This is a genomic window from Flavobacterium sp. RHBU_3, assembly GCF_046613565.1.
Lineage (GTDB): Bacteria > Bacteroidota > Bacteroidia > Flavobacteriales > Flavobacteriaceae > Flavobacterium.
Genome location: NZ_JBKJHC010000013.1, coordinates 78,578 through 95,399 on the forward strand (window position 1 = coordinate 78,578; position 16,822 = coordinate 95,399).

Sequence of the window (16,822 nt, forward strand, 5' to 3'; positions counted from 1 at the left end):
AATTGAATTATATAAAGAAGGAATTATAATGATTAACAAGAAGTTGGTTTTAGGTGTTTCTCTATTTCTTTTCGGGATGATGTCTTATGGGCAGGAGAACCTGCTTAATGCAAAAACCCCGGATGAGATAGGAAAGAAGACTGCAGCAGAGGAAGCTCTTGATAATGACAACCCACTGCCTTATGGATATATTGGTAAAAGGGACATTCTTTTTTCTAAAAAAGTATGGGAAACAATTGACTTAAATCAACGTGTAAATTTCCCTTTATATTTCCCTACTGAAAACAGTGCTAACAGTGGTAACCTGGGTGCTGAGCGTAAATCACTTTTTGTGGTTCTTACTGAGGCGATAGAAGCTGGTACTATTAAGGAAATCTATGCAGACTCTTACTTTATTACAAAGAAGTCTTATGATGATGTAAAAGGTTTGTTTTTCTTCAGTCAAATCAATAGTGATGGTACTGATATTTACAACCGTTATCAAGGTGAGAAGAAATATAAAGGATGGTCTGAAGATAAAATTATTGAAGATCTTAAGGTGCGCAAGCTTCTTAACGAAGAGCATTTTGATACCATGAGGATTAAACCGGATGATGTTAGTGCTTATCAGATTGTAGGAGTTTGGTACTTTGACAAACGTCAGGGTGAGCTTAAATACCGTATTCTTGGCCTTTGTCCTCTTGCTCCGGATGCTCTTGGTAAACTTAGGGCTTCTCAGGAAGGCAAAGAAGATGATTTGGTTCCTGTACCTCTTTTCTGGGTATTCTACCCATCTGCAAGGGATGTGCTTCATAAAGCAAAAGGTTTTAATGAGAAAAACTCATCTATGCCGCTTTCTTTTGATCACATACTAAACTCAAGGAGGTTCTCTTCTACTATTACACGTGAAGAAAACGTGTACGGCGACAGGGATATTCTTGATTACCTTAAAGATAAGTCTCAGATGCAGCTTCTTGAAGCTGAAAGGATCAAAGAAAAGATTCGCAACTTCGAACAAGATATGTGGAATTACTAATTCTTAATCGAAATATAACTAAAGCCAACCTTCGGGTTGGCTTTTTTGTTGTTTGATTTTCTTATATTTGTCCGATTTTATCTACAAATTTTTTTAGGCCTGAAATTTGTATTCTAATTACTTTTGATATACGTTTACTTTTATAATTACTATGGGGATGGTTCGGTTATTTATATTGTTTTTCTTGTTGCTTCCGGCTGCGCTTTTTGCGCAGTTACCTGATTTTACAGTTAGTGTAGCAACTACTGACGAAACATGTTTGGGTAACGGTACCATGACCTTTACGGTAAACAACGCTACTCCGGGTTCTACGGTTTTATTTGCAGTATATAGCCTGCCTACAATGACTCAGGTAATTTCTACCAGTGAGTTAACAGTGGTGGGATTGGAGTCTGGTACTTACGTAGTAGATGCATTGCAAACCCTGGGTTCAGAAAGTAATACGTTTTCTATACAGGTTGTTATTGATCAGAATACGCCTGTTCCTTTAGAGTTTGACGCTGATTTTGCTTCTACCGGTTGTACGTCGGGTAATCAAATGACGGTTAATGTGCTTGAAGGAACTGGCAGTCTTTATGAAATCGTATCAGGGCCCGTTACAGCGCCCCCGCAAACCTCAAATGTTTTTACGGGTTTAGTAGATGGTACGTATAACGTTAAGGTCTATGATGAGTGCGGAGACGGCTTTGTACGTACGTTTACGGTGTTTTTCTCAGCTCAGTCGCCTGTTGTTACTTCGCCAGCCGTAGATCAGGTTTTATCGGGTGATTGTAGTACTGTAGTGCTGCAAAACACAATTTCTTACCCTGAGGGTACTATCATTAGTTATCCTCTTACGTTGGTTTATACTATACACCCATCTAACGGTGATCCTGATATTGTGTATAACCAAACGATTAACGACGGCGATAATACCACTGTTGAGTTTAGCAATACATTGCCTTACATAGAGGGTGTTACTTATAATTATGACATTTCTATAACTAATGGTTGTGGGCAGGTGTTTACAAATAGTGGCTCTTCATTTAGTGCACTTCCTACTGTAGCTTTAAATAAGAACTTGATACCCTGTGGTAATTACTATCTTACGTTAATAGCCAATAATTATAACCCTCCTTATACAGTAAACTTTACATCTGTACCGGATGGATTTGATCCGGTTGCGTTTAATAGTGCCTACCCGGGGCCTTATACTACATCACCTCAGAATTTTGGAAGTGATAGCATGGCTGTGCCGGAAGGTACGTATGTGGTTACCATAACTGATGCCTGTAACCGTACAAGTGAGCCCTTTCAGATAGAGATTGAAAAGTTAGTAGTTGTACCTGTTACTGTAGGTAGAAATAACGGATGCTTTTCTGATCATGGCTGGATTTCGATTACTATTCCCGATCGAAAAATTGTTTCTGCAATTATTATATCTGCTCCCGCCGCGTATCCTAATGCTCTTCCTTTTAATGTATCTTCTTTTATAGATAACAACGGTAAGCTAACAGTAACTAATTTGCCCTTGGGTACCTATGTGTTTACGCTTATAGATGATTGTGGCGATGTTTACGAAAATGTTACGGTTACTGTGCCTGTATTTGTTCCGCGTGAATTTGCAGCTTCTTCGGTACCTGACTGCGACGAGGGATTAGGTAGTGTTACTGTAAATAGTAACAATGGTAAACTGGTTAGTTTATCTATTATTACTGCTCCTGCCGGATTTACACAGCCGTTACCATTTGATGTTACTGCTTTTATTGAAACTTCCAGTGGGAAAATGTATATGAGTGGACTCCCTGAGGGTACTTACACATTTTCGGGTATAGATATTTGTGGTATTTCTGATGATGTGGCTGTTACCATTAACGGCTATCACCCGGATGCTACTCCGTATACATTTTTACCGCAGTGTAATTCCTTTGACATTTCTATGGAGGATACTAACGTTTCAGGGATAACCGCTACTTATTGGTTGCAGCGTCGTATTTCGACTAATCCGGATGTATGGGGGCACGCAGATACCGGTGTAGCTTATACCGATGGAACATTGCCTACAGCAACAAATTCTTATTCACTGGCTAACGGCCAAGTGAATTACAACCTCCAGTTTTACGGTGTATTCCGTATTGTTAAAGCATTTCAGAGCACAGGCAATGGCGCTAGTGCTAAATTGTGTACAGAAATACTAGGTGACACATTTGAGTATTATTATGACGTAACAATAAACAACGTTTATAGTGTAAGCTGCTCAGATTCTCCAAACAATGTATATGTTGATGCTACGGGGCTTGCTCCTCTGCATTATTATGCGTATAATTCGGTTACAAATGCGCTTGTTGTAGATAACGGTAACAACAGTATTTTTGTTAACCTGCCTACCGGTACCTATAAGTTTGTTGTAGAAAATGCCTGCCTTGCCTCGCGTAGTTTTGTGAGCGATATTACAAATCTTCCGGATCTTGTTAATGCAGGTACTCCAGTAAATATGTCGCAGTGTGTGGAGCCTGGTGTTTCTCTTTTTCAGCCGTTCGACCTTACACAACAAAATATAGCTGTACTGAATGGCGGAGCGGCAGATGCCTATAATATTGTATATTACCTTAGCGAGGCTGATGCCGAAAACCAGGTGAATCCGATACCTGACCCAACGAATTATGTAAATACCAGCAATCCGCAAACCATATACGTGCGCATGAACCACGTGTTTGTGCAGCTGTGTCCTGATATTTCGCCATTTGGAATAGAAGTAGCTACCAGGCCCATACTTGAAGTGGACGAAGAACAGTTTTTATGCCAGCAAACAGGCTACCTAACTTTAACTGCAGGCGATGGTTTTGATGAATACCTATGGTCTCCGGGCGGACAAATAACACCTTCTATAACAGTAGAGGAGGGCGGGGACTATACCGTAACGGTTACTAATTATACTTCATTAAATCAGTGCTCTACATCGGCTACCATTACTGTAATACCTGTAGATCCTCCGGTAATCAGGGATATTCAGTTAATGGACTGGACTGAGGATAATAATAGCATTACTATTATTATGGATATTCCTTATAATTATGAATATTCTATAGATGGTATTAATTATCAGGATGATAATGTTTTCAGTGACCTTCCTACAGGTATCTATGATATTTTTGTTCGCGATAAGCAGCAATGCGGTACGGTACAACGTAAGGTGTCTTTAGTGTATTATCCTAAGTTCTTTACTCCTAACGGAGATGGATACCATGAAACCTGGTACATTCATTACTCATGGCTTGAGCCGGATATGGTGATTAATATATTCGACCGTTATGGTAAGCTCATCTATAGCTTTGGCCCGAATTCTTCCGGGTGGGATGGTACCTTCCATGGACAACCATTACCGGCCACTGACTACTGGTTTATGATTCAACGCCACGATGGCAGGGTACATCGCGGACACTTCTCATTGTTGAGATAGTGTGGAATTTCTACACCTAAGTGTGGAATTTCCACACTTTTTTACTTCCTGAATATTTATCTAAATTATAGGTAACTCTTTATTTTTCAATGGTTTTGTTGTTTTTAGGCTTGTTGCCGTTATTTGGCTTGCGTTTTGTACTTACTTAATCAAATCAAACAAAAAACATTGCTATGAAAAAGTTTCTTTTAATAATAGTTGTTGGCACGATGCTAAATGGTTTTAGTGCATTCGCCACACCGCTGTCTCAGGATACTGTGATGCAGGAAAAAGTGTACACTAAAATTGCTGCAGATAAAGTGGCAGCAGCTGTTTTAAAAGAGATTACCGAAAAGTACGAAGGCTATACTATAGCTGAAGCTTATGTTTCAGAAGATTCTGAGTACAAGTTGGTACTTAAAAAAGAGCAAACACAGGTTACTGTTTTTTATAACTCTAAAGGCGAGTTTTTAAAAGAACAAAAGTAAATACAACATATAGTAAGGTGATTTGAAGAATTTAATTCTTCGGCAGAAGGGAACGATAGTTCCCTTTTGTTTTTTATTAACATTATCAAAGGCTGTTTTAACTTACATTTGCAAATAACATCCTTTTTTATCCCCAAATGAGCGCTAAAATTCTTGTAGTTGATGATGATACGGCTTTCTGCGTAATGCTGAAAACCTTTTTGCAGAAAAAGGGGTATAATGCGGAAAATGCTTTTACCGGTGTGCAGGCCATGGAACTGCTGAAGGAAGGGGAGTATGATGTGGTACTTACCGATATCAGGCTTCCTGATACCGATGGTATGCAGTTGCTTAAATACATACGCGAAAACTCGCTCAAGGCTACCGTTATCTTAATGACGGGCTATACTGATATAAAAACGGCTGTAAATGCCATGAAACTGGGTGCCTTAGACTATGTAGGTAAACCCATTAATCCCGAAGAAATACTACATCTAATAGGGCAGGCGCTTAAAAAAGCAGAGACTCCTGTGGTAGAGGATGTAAAAAGTAAAGCGGTTAAAACCGTAGCGGAGAAAAAAACTACTGGTGTACCGGCTTTTGTAAAAGGTGTTAGCGGTAATTCGTCTCAGTTGCACGATCATATAAGCCTTGTGGCGCCTACAGATATGTCTGTGCTGATTATTGGTGATAGCGGTACGGGTAAGGAGCATATAGCGCGTTCTATACACGACCAAAGCAAACGTGCCGCAAAACCTTATATAGCGGTAGACTGCGGCGCCATACCAAAAGAGCTGGCTTCAAGTGAGTTCTTCGGGCATTTAAAGGGTTCGTTTACCGGTGCTGTTACTGATAAGACCGGGCATTTTGAAGCAGCCAACGGTGGTACTTTATTTCTTGATGAAGTGGGTAACCTTTCTTACGAAGTACAGGTGCAACTGCTGCGCGCACTACAGGAACGCAAAATAAAGCCTGTAGGAAGCAGCCACGAAATTAATGTAGACATACGTGTGGTAGCGGCTACAAATGAAGACCTGAACGAAGCGGTAAAACGTGGTGATTTCAGGGAAGATTTGTACCATCGGCTTAATGAGTTTTGTATAAGGGTACCCCGCCTTGCCGACCGTAGACAAGATATCATGGTTTTTGCCAAGCATTTCCTGAATACGGCAAATACCGAATTAGGTAAGGAAATAGCAGGTTTTAGTACTGAAGTAACACAGCTTTTTAAAGAATATTCATGGCCGGGTAACCTGCGCGAAATGAAGAATATCATTAAACGCTCGGTATTACTGGAGCGCGGCGATATAATTTCTATTGATGTACTTCCGGTAGAAATGCGCGAACCACAGCCACAGGAAACGTCGGGTTTTGGTTATACCAAGGAAAATGAGGAAGCTGCTATAATGAAGGCGCTGGAGAAAGCTAATTACAACAAGTCTAAAGCAGCCCGCTTATTAGATATAGACCGCAAAACACTTTACAATAAACTAAAATTGTACAATATCGATTTATAGCGGTATTAAGCAATTTCTTTTTGCAGCATGCGGCACAGGGTTTCCATCTGTGCACATATCTGTTCACAATATGTTATCCTTTCGGCTCCCTTAAATGGCAGTGTCTGTTCTTCTATTGGCAGCAGTAGTTTTGCTATGCTGTGCACTTCCATTTGCTTAAGCATGGGTATCATTTTATGCGCTATGCGAGCCAGCCTGTCGTTGTCATGGCTTTCGGCGGCAGCTATAAGTTCTGTGCAGTTATCAACCGAGCTTTCAGTAAACGTATCTATAATCAGTTTTAGCGAAGCAGGGTCGTTTTGTGTAAACTGCGACAGGCTGCGTAAATCATACAGTTTTTCGCTTTTTTCAGTGGTGTCAGCAACGGGGGTAGTTGTAGGTGCCACGCCTGCTATGAGTGCTTTTAGGGCATCAAAATTTATGGGTTTATGGCAGGTGCCGGTAAACCCTTTTTCGGTGTACTGAACCGGCTCTAAATCGCGCCTGCCCGATAGTGCCATAACCGGAAGCGATGCTATATTCGGGTTGCTATGGCTTCTGATTTTTTCCACCAAATCAAAACCGTCCATTCCCGGCATTTGTATGTCGGTAAGTACCACATCGGCCGGCTCAGTTTCAAGCAAAGCAATTACATTGGCCGCATTAGCTTCGGTGGTAACAATAACTCCGTTGTTTTGCAGTAGTTCTTTCATCAGGCGCAGTTGCATCAGGTCGTCGTCAACTACTATAATCCTTTTGCCAGATATGTCTATACTATTAGTGTTTTCAGCAGGTGTTTCGGTATTGTTTTTTGCGGCTATACAAGGTATGGTTATGGTAAATATTGTGCCTTGTCCTTCCTGGCTTTCCAGTGTTATGGTGCCACCCAGCAGCTCTATAATGCGCTTGCTTATAGTGAGCCCCAGTCCGGTGCCGCCAAATTTCTTTTCAATGCCCTCATGCGCCTGGGTAAACTCACGGAATACTGCTGCGTGCTTATCAGGCGCTATGCCTATACCGGTGTCTATAACCGAGATTGCAATTTCGAAGCCTTCTATTTTTGCAGTTACTTCTACAGATCCTTCGTTGGTGAATTTAATGGCGTTACTCACCAGGTTAGTAAGGACCTGCTTTATGCGGTAAGGATCTGAAAGATAGTTTTTATCTAATACGTCTTCCACGTCCCAGTTCAGCTCTATTCCTTTTTGCTCGGCCATTGGCGAAAGGGAATTGCAGGTTGTTTCTATTATTTTCTTAACATTAAAAGGAACTTCTTCTATAGAAATGCGGTTGTTTTCCAGTTTCGAGAAATCAAGGAGGTCATTAACCAGCTTCATGATATAGCCGGCAGACTCTTTTATATTGTCAAGATATTCAAGTTGCCCTTCGGTCAGCGCTGAGTTTTTTAATAGTTCATGGAAGCCTAATATGCTGTTTAGTGGCGTTTGTAGGTCGTGCGTTACTGTAGCCATAAGCATTCCTTTAGTACGTAGTAGTTCTTCGTTTTCGCGGTTAAGTATTTCCAGTTTACGGCGGTAATCCTGGTTAATGCTTAGGTCGCGAATAATAACCCATGCTAGTATAATAAGCAGGAACAATGTGCCGGCACCTACCCAGGCCAGGGTTTTGGCTGTTTTGCTCATTGTGTTACGGGCATTGCTTATTTCGGCGTAAGAATTTTTTAAAGATTCGTTTTCAAGAGAACTAAGCAGTGCACGTAGCCTGTCGGATATTACACGGTTTTCATCCAGTAATTTTTGTTCGCGACGATACAGCTGGTAATTTACCTTAAAGCTCTTTTTCCGCATTTCCTGTAACACCTTAAGTGATTCTTTTTTATAAACATCATTGCTTATGGGTAGCTTGCTTAGAGAGTCAAACTGTTTTTTGGATAAAAGCTTTACAGCCAGTTCTTCGTACTGGTTTCTCTTACTTGCTGTAACGGGTTTTATATTTTGCCATACAGAGTCGTAGGCGGTGCGCATGCCCGAAATGGCATTAGAGTAATATTCGTCGTCTTTGTGGTCTTCCCTGAATTTGAAAATATCTGCTACACTAACTTTTTTGCGTTGTATAAGCAGCTGTATACTGTCAAATTTTTTTTCCTGTGATGGTTCTGATTGTTTTTTTATAGAATCTATTACCGCAGCTATACTATCGGTTAGCTTAAAATAGCGTTTCAGTTCGGCCTTGTCGGCAGAGATTATAGCGCTGCGGCTTATGGCTTCAGAAGAGTATAAGGCAGCTACAGTATTGCTTATGCGTATAATGCGTGCATTATCGTCTGAAAGCCTGTTAGTAGGGGTGATTTTTAGTATTTCGGTATAGGAAAACCATACCGATAATACGGCAACGGCAAAAAGCAGCACGTAGCCGGAAATAACTTTGTATTTAACCGCCTTGGGTTTTTGTACCATGAAATAAAGGTACTGATTTTTTCAGTAGTTAAGGTATAACGGTATAGCCTTAATAAAATTATGCCCGCCCTGCGCGGGCATATATTTTTAGCTTCGTACTATAACGCGCAAAAAGTTTACTTCTTCCTTAAGATGTTGTATTTCTGCACGCAAACTTTCTACAAGTATCTCGTATACTTCTTTGTTTGTTTGCGTCAGGCTGCTTTCTTTGGGCTGTTCGGTGCCGCTTTCTGCCATACCGTTAAACATATACATAATGTTTACATCCAGAATGCGGGCAATTTTTAGCAGTTTTACCACATTTAGCCTTCTGTCATCTTTTTCAAGGCGGCCGTAGTTGCTTTGCGTAACGTCAAGCTGTACTGCCATTGCGTCTTGGGTAATACCCTTCTCCTCTCGTAGTTTTTTAATACGTTGACCGATTACGTTCATAATAGTAATTTTTTAGTTGGATTCACTTATGATAAATAGTAGGATGCTTAATTTACTTTAATTACTTCCCGAATGTCGTATCCCCCCAGATACGAATGCCCTAAATCCTTATTGTTGTGCATAAAAATTTGCTAACAAGGAGGTGGAAGCATTAATTTTAAAGTAAAAATAAGAAAAGACTGCTTTTAAAATAAAATTCGTAAGTGTTTTTTCGATGTAATGCTGTCTTTGTCTGTTAAATTGCAAATAAAACCTATATTTTGTGCCTAATGGTAGTTAATAAAGTACTATTTGTGCCGGGGTTTTTCTTTGTTGTAAAGGGAAACGAAAACTTTTGTAATTATTATCTGTTTATAATTCAGGCTTCTTTATAAAGCAAAGGACAGGTTTTGTGCCTGTCCTTATAAAATATGCGGTATTTAAAATTTAATCCTTAAGCACCTCGCGCGATATTACTATTTTCTGTATTTCGCTTGTTCCTTCATATATCTGGGTTATTTTGGCATCACGCATAAATCTTTCTACGTGGTACTCTTTTACATAACCGTTGCCGCCGTGTATTTGTACAGCTTCTACAGCAGTATCCATTGCAGTTTGGCTGGCAAATAGTTTAGCCATAGCACCGCTCATATCATAGTTATGGCCGTTATCTTTATCCCACGCCGCTTTAAGGCACAGGTGGCGCGCCGCTTCTATGTTTACAGCCATATCAGCCAGCTTAAAGGCAATGGCCTGGTGTTCGCATATGGGTTTTCCGAAAGCTTTACGCTCCTTGCTATATTTTAAAGCAAGCTCATAAGCGCCAGATGCTATGCCCAGTGCCTGCGATGCTATACCTATACGTCCGCCCGCAAGGGTTTTCATGGCAAACTTAAACCCGAAGCCGTCTTCGCCAATGCGGTTTTCTTTAGGTACCTTTACATCGGTAAACATTAATGAGTGTGTATCACTACCGCGAATACCCAGTTTTTGTTCTTTAGGGCCTATTTCAAACCCCGGCATGCCTTTTTCTACAATAAGAGCGTTAATACCTTTGTGTTTTAAATCGGGGTGCGTTTGTGCTATAACAAGGTATACATCGGCCGTGCCGCCGTTTGTAATCCAGTTTTTGGTGCCGTTTAGTATATAATAGTCGCCCATGTCTACCGCTGTCGTTTTCTGAGATGTAGCGTCGCTTCCTGCTTCAGGTTCGCTAAGGCAAAAAGCTCCTATCACCTCTCCTGTAGCCAGGCGGGTTAGGTATTTTTGTTTTTGCTCTTCGGTTCCGAAAGTTTGAAGCCCCCAGCATACAAGCGAATTGTTTACAGACATAACCACTGAAGCCGAAGCGTCTATTTTGCTAATTTCTTCCATGGCCAGTACATAAGAAATAGTGTCCAGTCCGCTACCGCCGTAAGCAGGGTCTACCATCATGCCCAGAAATCCAAGCTCGCCCATTTTCTTTATCTGCTCGTATGGAAACTGTTGTTTTTCGTCGCGTTCTATTACCCCCGGAAGTAACTCCTGCTGCGCAAAATCGCGCGCAGCCTGTTGTATCATTAAATGTTCTTCAGATAGTTGAAAGTCCATAATTATTAATTTGCTTTTTTGTTTGATTATGTCCAAATGTATGGATTTAATGGTAATCTTTCAAAAAAAAGGAGTAATTTTAGGCCATGCTTAAAGAAAACTACAACGTTTTAGGTGTTATGTCGGGTACGTCTCTGGACGGGATAGATGTAGCGCGTATTTTACTGACGGAAAAAAATGGGGCATGGAGTTATGAAATCCATGAAGCGTCCACCATACCCTATACTGATGAGTGGGTTAAGGTGCTTAAAGAGGCTGTAAATTATAATGAAGCCCAACTTGAGGAACTAAACCAAAACTATACCAAGTTGCTTGGTGGTGTTACAGCAAATTTTATTTCTGAAAATACTATAACCGGACTGGATGCTGTGTGCTCGCACGGGCATACCATATTACATCAGCCCCAAAAAGGTATTACCCTGCAAATAGGAAATCTTCCACAAATTGCTGCCTTAGTGGGCACTACTGTAGTGTGTGATTTTCGGGTGCAGGATGTAAAGCTGGGTGGGCAGGGAGCGCCGCTGGTGCCTATAGGCGATAGGTTGTTGTACTCTGGGTACGATTACTGCCTTAACCTTGGAGGGTTCAGTAATATATCATTTGAAGAGAATGGCGAGCGTGTGGCTTTTGATATATCGCCTGTAAACACGGTACTTAACTATTATGCTAACAGGCTGGGGTATCCATATGATGCCGGTGGTGCTATAGCTAAAGGAGGAAGGCTTAATGCTGTGCTGCTGGATAAGCTTGACAGCCTGGAGTATTACGCTGCTCCTTACCCTAAATCGCTCGGGGTGGAATATGTCAACAAAATAGTATTACCACTTATAGAAGAGTTTAATATACAAACAGAGGATAAGCTGCGCACCTTTACCCGCCACATAGCCCGGCAAACAGCAGCAGTAATAAATACCTTGCCAAAAAAAGGAGGTAGGCTCCTTATAACCGGAGGAGGCGCATACAATACTTATCTTATAAGCAGCCTGCAAAATCTGCTGCCGGAAACAGAGATAGTGATACCCGATGATAAGGCCATACAGTATAAGGAAGCGTTGATTTTTGCGCTATTAGGTGTACTGAGGCTAAGGGGTGAAGACAATGTGCTGGCCAGTGTTACCGGCGCCCCTCACAACCATAGTAGCGGATGTGTGTATAGTTTATAATATTCCCATCTTTTTTACGGCTTCTACCAGGGCGGCATCGCTGTTGCTATCGGTGCTTTCGTCTTTAAGGATAAGTTTTTTTACATTATCTATACGTTCTGTAATGTTATCTAAGGATAGTGGAACGTAATTAGGGATGTTTGTTTTGGCTATGCCTTCGCTAAGGCGCATTAGTATCTGGCGGTCATAACTATCCAGCTTAAAGTTATCAAGCGCGCGGTCTTTTAACGATTTCTGTATTTTGTTGCTGTAGTGCTTTTGCCCGCCAAATATTATATGGAATGCTTTTACAAACTCGTCTATATCTATGTCGCTTTTGCACAATATCCCTTGCGGATTTGTAGCGGCTATAAGTCTTTCTATAAGCGAAGACTCACTGTGCATAGTTAAAAAGATAATAGTGCAATCTGGGTATGTTTTACGCAAAAGAATGCCTAAATCAAGTCCTGAAAATATTTTTTCTTCAGGGTAAGGTGGCAGACTAAGATCCAGATAGGCTACATCAGGTTTTGTTTCCTTATTTGTTATTATTTCAAAAGCCTCTTTGCAGTTAAGTGCTTTATTAAAAGTTAGTTCATAGCCCGGAAAACCTTCTTCCGAAAGTACGTTTATATAACCATCTACTGTCATAGGGTGGTCATCAACTATGAGTATGCGTAGTTTTTTGTTCATTTTTTGGGGTTCAGTCACGATGCAAATTTTAAAAAAAAATGCCTCACGGTAAAATTACTAAAATTTAATTATTTAATTTGCTAATTCTATCCACTAAATAGTAAACTACCCCCTGTGCAGTATACATACGCTATATTAGATGACGATTCATCAAATATACAGGAAACGCTTCGCCTCTTTGAAGATTTTCCCGACTATCATTGCGTGGGTATTGCCTCCGACAGAGAAAAGGCAATAGATATTATTATAGAAGCCAGTCCTGAACTGGTGTTTTTAACGGTAAAAAAGAATGGCAGAAACATAAACATAAGCTTGGGGCTTATTTATGAATTACACCGTTATCTTAATGAACTTCCATACTTTATAATATTGTCTGACACCAAGGATTTTGCTTTTGATGCTATAAATGCCGGTGTTTTTGATTACCTGCTTTTGCCTTTGCAGTCTGTATCTGTAAGAAAAGCGCTGCTTAAATTCCAAAAAATTATTCCTCTTAGCGGAACGGTGGTGCCTAAGGTGCTTGAAAGTCCGTTTGAAGTAAGTGAACGTGTTGATTTTGAGAAAAATGGCATTGAAAATGGTCGCTCTGAAGTTGATATTCAAATATGCATTAAGTCGTATGGCGACTATCAGTTTATAGCGCTAAAAGATGTTGTGTATCTTAAGGCTGATAACAATACTACCGATTTTCATCTTCACAGCGGTAAGGTGCTTACTGCTTACAAAACGTTAAAACATTACGAAAACAACCTGCCTTCATTCTTTTATCGAATACATAATAGTTATATCGTAAATAGTTATTATGTATCTCGCATCAACACCGGAAAATCTTTATGTTACCTTAATAATAACGAGGTTTCGGTGTCATTTAGTAAAACTTTTAAGGATAATATTGATGCTATTATTAAAAAAATAGCGCCGGAGTACATTTAAAATAATGTGTTCACCCTTAAAATAAGCTTAAATTCTCGTGTACTGATGTAACTGGCTAAAAGTGAGTTGAATCATGGTGTTTAGCCTGTGGTGCTTGCATAATTTTGCTCCAGAGACAAACAGATAACAGTTTGTCTCTGAGGGGAAAAATTAAGAAAATAAGTACTAAAAAATTTACTACCATGAAAAAATTTATTCTTGCTTTAGCGCTGGCTACATCATTTGCTTCAACATTTGTTTCATGTTCTGCAGACGACAGCGACCTACAGGAATCAAACGCACAAGCTGACACCGCTACAGGCATACTGCCTCCAACAAGGGCAAATCCTTAATAGCAGACACAAAACACTAAAAGATTTACTACTACATTAAGATTTTACTACCATGAAAAAATTTATCCTTACCATAGCTTTAGTAGCATCATTTGCTTCAACATTCGTTTCATGTTCTGCAGACGACAGCGATCTACAGGAATCAAACGCACAAGCTGACACCGCTACAGGCATACTGCCTCCAACAAGGGCAAATCCTTAATAGCAGACATAAAACACTAAAAGATTTACTACTACATTAAGATTTTACTACCATGAAAAAATTTATCCTTACCATAGCTTTAGTAGCATCATTTGCTTCAACATTTGTTTCATGTTCTGCAGACGATAGCGATCTACAGGAATCAAACGCACAAGCTGACACCGCTACAGGCATACTGCCTCCAACAAGGGCGAATCCTTAATAACAGACACAAAACACTAAAAGATTTACTACTACATTAAGATTTTACTACCATGAAAAAATTTATCCTTACCATAGCTTTAGTAGCATCATTTGCTTCAACATTTGTTTCATGTTCTGCAGACGATAGCGATCTACAGGAATCAAACGCACAAGCTGACACCGCTACAGGTATACTGCCTCCAACCAGGGCAAATCCTTAATAGCAGACAAAAAAAACACTAAAAGATTTACTACTACATTAAGATTTCACTACCATGAAAAAAATTATCCTTACCATAGCTCTTGTTGCATCATTTGCTTCAACATTTGTTTCATGCTCTGCAGACGATAGCGATTTACAGGTATCAAATGCACAAGCTGATGAGTCTATAGGCATACTGCCTCCAACTAGGGCAAATCCTTAATAGCATTTGTATATTTAATTTTTTATTTTTGAGGGCGATAGTACAAATACTATCGCCCTCAAAAATTTTGAAAACATACCTATGTGTAATTTTTGCGCTTTGTATTGCCTTGCTTTCTTGCGAAAGAGGTGGGCGTAGTGGAGCTATAGCAAAAATTGACGGTTATTTTTCAAAAGCCGAAACTCCTTCAATCCCCCAGCACGAAAGATTAAAATATTTAGATTCTGCGGCGCAGTCTATAACTACACTTAAAAACGATTCTTTAACCCGGAATTATTACAGGAAAGTATCGGCAAAATATTTTAATCTAAGGGACTATAAAAAATCACTATTGTTAAGTAGAAAAATCTCATCACTCTCTAAGGAGGCAGGAGATACTATAGGTATGGGTAAAGGGGCCTATCTTCAGGGGCTTGCTTATTATGAGCTTGGTGTTAAAGACACTGCTCTTATATTTTATAAAGATGCAGAGAACTATTATAAATCTATAAACTACCCTGATCTTAGCTCGGTAATAATGTATAAAGCCTATGTACTGCATGATGTGGGCGAATATGTTCTTTGTGAATCTGAAGCTTCGGTGGCGCTTAAATTATTCAGGGAGCAAAATAAAAATTATGAAATATACCAGTGCCTTGTAGTAATAGCCTCGGCACTTAATGAGCAGCAAAATTTTGAGGAGTCCATTTATTATTATAAGCAGGCATTGGACCAGATTGAAAAATTTTCGAGCAAAGATGATAGCGAGGATAATAGAGAGTTTTTTAGGGTTATATGTTATCATAATATAGGTTCTGTATACGAAAAAAGGAAAGAGTATGACCAGGCTATAGCACAATATAAAATAGGTCTGAAGTCAACTCAGGCGCCTAAGGGGTCTGAACTCTATGTAAGTATTATAGAAAGTATGGCAAAAGCCAAAATGCTAAAAGGAGAATTGGCGGGCGTTAAAGATATGCTTAATGAGGCATTATTTATGAGCGACACTATGGGTAATACCGAAGGTTTAATGAGGGGTAGCATTTATCTTGCAAATTACTACGAGCGGGAAAAAGACACCTCTAAGGCTATGCGTTATTACAAGAAAGGATACTTTTATGCAAACGAAATAAATAGTAATCCTGATAAGCTTAAAACCCTTGAACGACTTGGGCAAATAGACAGGGAAGAGAGTTTCTTGTATGCGAAGGAGTATGTTAGCCTAAACGACAGCTTGCAGACCATTGCCTTGAAAAATCGTAATAAATATGCCCGTATACAGTATGAAACCGACCAGTTAAAAGATGAAAAGGATGCCCTGGTGCGAAAAAACTCGTTTATTATAGGATTGTCTGTAGTTGTACTGTTGTTTGTGGCTGCAATTTTTATCATTTACTATCTTAATTCCCGAAACAAAGAACTGGTAATGCTGCAAGAGCAGCAAAAGGCAAACGAAGAAATTTACCAACTAATGTTTGAGCAGCAGGAGCGGGTAGAGTCGGCAAGGTCTGAGGAGAAAAACCGAATAGCCATGGAGCTGCACGATGGTATACTGAACAATATTTATGCAGTGCGGCTTAACCTGGAGTTTAGTAACCGGAAAAGTGATGATGAAACGGTACAAAAGCGTAAAGGTTATATAAAAGAGCTGCAATCGCTTGAGGCTGAAATACGTTCGGTATCGCATGACCTGAGCCGTAGCGCCAAGCTGGTACAGGGAAAAGATTTTGCCGATATGCTTTTCTTTTTGGTTAATACCCAAAAAAACAATTTCGGTACCCATTTTGAACTTCATTTAGATAACGCCATTGACTGGCTGGCAATGCCAAATACCCATAAGGTAAACATTTATCGCATTGTACAAGAGTCACTGCAAAATGTAAATAAATACTCTCATGCTAAAAATGCATTTGTAGATATCCGTAAGGATGGTGAAAAAATTGTGGTAAACGTTCACGACGATGGTGTGGGGTTTGATACCAAGGCGGCTGCGGGTGGTATTGGGCTAAAAAATCTGCGCCAGCGGACCCAGTCTTTAAACGGGGTTTTAAGGATAGATTCATCGCCGGGAGAGGGTGCGAATATTAATGTACAATTTGCATTGTAAACGATACTTTAA

16 protein-coding genes are annotated in these 16,822 nt (G+C 39.9%); 12 read left to right on the forward strand and 4 right to left on the reverse strand.

Annotation, left to right across the window (positions count from 1 at the left end; all coding sequences use genetic code 11):
- Positions 1-28: 28 nt before the first annotated feature.
- From gldN to ACLI1A_RS16865, 4 genes are all read left to right on the forward strand, one after another.
- Complete coding sequence (gene gldN / locus ACLI1A_RS16850; protein ID WP_411409855.1) at positions 29-1,015, forward strand: gliding motility protein GldN; 987 nt, start codon at positions 29-31, stop codon at positions 1,013-1,015.
- A 157-nt stretch (positions 1,016-1,172) separates the two neighbouring features.
- Positions 1,173-4,454 carry a T9SS type B sorting domain-containing protein gene (locus tag ACLI1A_RS16855; RefSeq protein WP_411409856.1) on the forward strand — a complete coding sequence of 1,094 codons (3,282 nt, stop codon included), beginning with the start codon at positions 1,173-1,175 and terminating at the stop codon, positions 4,452-4,454.
- A gap of 173 nt (positions 4,455-4,627) precedes the next feature.
- Positions 4,628-4,921 (forward strand): hypothetical protein, encoded by a 294-nt coding sequence (locus ACLI1A_RS16860; RefSeq protein ID WP_411409857.1) that lies wholly within the window; start codon positions 4,628-4,630, stop codon positions 4,919-4,921.
- 137 nt (positions 4,922-5,058) lie between these two features.
- Entirely contained in the window at positions 5,059-6,417 is a 1,359-nt protein-coding gene (locus tag ACLI1A_RS16865; RefSeq protein WP_411409858.1) for a sigma-54-dependent transcriptional regulator, read from the forward strand.
- A 5-nt stretch (positions 6,418-6,422) separates the two neighbouring features.
- On the opposite strand, the gene ACLI1A_RS16870 is transcribed toward ACLI1A_RS16865, so the two are convergent.
- The 3 genes from ACLI1A_RS16870 to ACLI1A_RS16880 form a co-directional block, all read right to left on the reverse strand.
- The gene (locus tag ACLI1A_RS16870; RefSeq protein ID WP_411409859.1) at positions 6,423-8,813 is read right to left on the reverse strand and encodes a hybrid sensor histidine kinase/response regulator; all 2,391 of its coding nucleotides are present in this window, start codon (positions 8,811-8,813) and stop codon (positions 6,423-6,425) included.
- 87 nt (positions 8,814-8,900) lie between these two features.
- The gene (locus tag ACLI1A_RS16875) at positions 8,901-9,245 is read right to left on the reverse strand and encodes a helix-turn-helix domain-containing protein (RefSeq protein WP_411409860.1); all 345 of its coding nucleotides are present in this window, start codon (positions 9,243-9,245) and stop codon (positions 8,901-8,903) included.
- Positions 9,246-9,671: 426 nt separating this feature from the next.
- A complete protein-coding gene (locus ACLI1A_RS16880; protein WP_411409861.1) occupies positions 9,672-10,814 on the reverse strand; it encodes an acyl-CoA dehydrogenase in 1,143 nt (380 codons plus the stop codon).
- An 86-nt stretch (positions 10,815-10,900) separates the two neighbouring features.
- On the opposite strand from ACLI1A_RS16880, the gene ACLI1A_RS16885 reads away from it, so the two are divergent.
- Complete coding sequence (locus tag ACLI1A_RS16885) at positions 10,901-11,977, forward strand: anhydro-N-acetylmuramic acid kinase (RefSeq protein WP_411409862.1); 1,077 nt, start codon at positions 10,901-10,903, stop codon at positions 11,975-11,977.
- On the opposite strand, the gene ACLI1A_RS16890 is transcribed toward ACLI1A_RS16885, so the two are convergent.
- A complete protein-coding gene (locus ACLI1A_RS16890; RefSeq protein WP_411409863.1) occupies positions 11,972-12,649 on the reverse strand; it encodes a response regulator transcription factor in 678 nt (225 codons plus the stop codon). The two genes, ACLI1A_RS16885 and ACLI1A_RS16890, sit on opposite strands and share 6 nt — an antisense overlap.
- Positions 12,650-12,763: 114 nt before the next feature.
- Here ACLI1A_RS16890 and ACLI1A_RS16895 point away from each other — a divergent pair, with 114 nt between their 5' ends.
- From ACLI1A_RS16895 to ACLI1A_RS16925, 7 genes are all read left to right on the forward strand, one after another.
- On the forward strand, positions 12,764-13,582 hold the full coding sequence (locus ACLI1A_RS16895) for a LytR/AlgR family response regulator transcription factor (protein ID WP_411409864.1): 819 nt from the start codon (positions 12,764-12,766) through the stop codon (positions 13,580-13,582).
- A 182-nt stretch (positions 13,583-13,764) separates the two neighbouring features.
- A complete protein-coding gene (locus ACLI1A_RS16900; RefSeq protein ID WP_411409865.1) occupies positions 13,765-13,914 on the forward strand; it encodes a hypothetical protein in 150 nt (49 codons plus the stop codon).
- 52 nt (positions 13,915-13,966) lie between these two features.
- A complete protein-coding gene (locus ACLI1A_RS16905) occupies positions 13,967-14,116 on the forward strand; it encodes a hypothetical protein (RefSeq protein ID WP_411409866.1) in 150 nt (49 codons plus the stop codon).
- Positions 14,117-14,168: 52 nt separating this feature from the next.
- Positions 14,169-14,318: a hypothetical protein gene (locus ACLI1A_RS16910; RefSeq protein ID WP_411409866.1), complete on the forward strand. Its 150-nt coding sequence runs from the start codon at positions 14,169-14,171 to the stop codon at positions 14,316-14,318.
- A 52-nt stretch (positions 14,319-14,370) separates the two neighbouring features.
- A complete protein-coding gene (locus ACLI1A_RS16915; RefSeq protein WP_411409866.1) occupies positions 14,371-14,520 on the forward strand; it encodes a hypothetical protein in 150 nt (49 codons plus the stop codon).
- Positions 14,521-14,574: 54 nt separating this feature from the next.
- A complete protein-coding gene (locus tag ACLI1A_RS16920; RefSeq protein WP_411409867.1) occupies positions 14,575-14,724 on the forward strand; it encodes a hypothetical protein in 150 nt (49 codons plus the stop codon).
- 67 nt (positions 14,725-14,791) lie between these two features.
- Positions 14,792-16,810 (forward strand): ATP-binding protein, encoded by a 2,019-nt coding sequence (locus ACLI1A_RS16925; protein ID WP_411409868.1) that lies wholly within the window; start codon positions 14,792-14,794, stop codon positions 16,808-16,810.
- The last annotated feature ends 12 nt before the right edge of the window (positions 16,811-16,822 follow it).

What these genes read in the sequence shown, in the direction of transcription:
- ACLI1A_RS16905 (WP_411409866.1), top strand. Translation starts at nt 13,967, where the DNA reads ATGAAAAAATTTATCCTTACCATAGCTTTAGTAGCATCATTTGCTTCA.
- ACLI1A_RS16860 (WP_411409857.1), top strand. Translation starts at nt 4,628, where the DNA reads ATGAAAAAGTTTCTTTTAATAATAGTTGTTGGCACGATGCTAAATGGT.
- gldN (WP_411409855.1), top strand. Translation starts at nt 29, where the DNA reads ATGATTAACAAGAAGTTGGTTTTAGGTGTTTCTCTATTTCTTTTCGGG.
- ACLI1A_RS16880 (WP_411409861.1), bottom strand. Translation starts at nt 10,814, where the DNA reads ATGGACTTTCAACTATCTGAAGAACATTTAATGATACAACAGGCTGCG.
- ACLI1A_RS16920 (WP_411409867.1), top strand. Translation starts at nt 14,575, where the DNA reads ATGAAAAAAATTATCCTTACCATAGCTCTTGTTGCATCATTTGCTTCA.
- ACLI1A_RS16900 (WP_411409865.1), top strand. Translation starts at nt 13,765, where the DNA reads ATGAAAAAATTTATTCTTGCTTTAGCGCTGGCTACATCATTTGCTTCA.
- ACLI1A_RS16870 (WP_411409859.1), bottom strand. Translation starts at nt 8,813, where the DNA reads ATGGTACAAAAACCCAAGGCGGTTAAATACAAAGTTATTTCCGGCTAC.
- ACLI1A_RS16915 (WP_411409866.1), top strand. Translation starts at nt 14,371, where the DNA reads ATGAAAAAATTTATCCTTACCATAGCTTTAGTAGCATCATTTGCTTCA.
- ACLI1A_RS16865 (WP_411409858.1), top strand. Translation starts at nt 5,059, where the DNA reads ATGAGCGCTAAAATTCTTGTAGTTGATGATGATACGGCTTTCTGCGTA.
- ACLI1A_RS16855 (WP_411409856.1), top strand. Translation starts at nt 1,173, where the DNA reads ATGGTTCGGTTATTTATATTGTTTTTCTTGTTGCTTCCGGCTGCGCTT.
- ACLI1A_RS16875 (WP_411409860.1), bottom strand. Translation starts at nt 9,245, where the DNA reads ATGAACGTAATCGGTCAACGTATTAAAAAACTACGAGAGGAGAAGGGT.
- ACLI1A_RS16910 (WP_411409866.1), top strand. Translation starts at nt 14,169, where the DNA reads ATGAAAAAATTTATCCTTACCATAGCTTTAGTAGCATCATTTGCTTCA.
- ACLI1A_RS16885 (WP_411409862.1), top strand. Translation starts at nt 10,901, where the DNA reads ATGCTTAAAGAAAACTACAACGTTTTAGGTGTTATGTCGGGTACGTCT.
- ACLI1A_RS16890 (WP_411409863.1), bottom strand. Translation starts at nt 12,649, where the DNA reads ATGAACAAAAAACTACGCATACTCATAGTTGATGACCACCCTATGACA.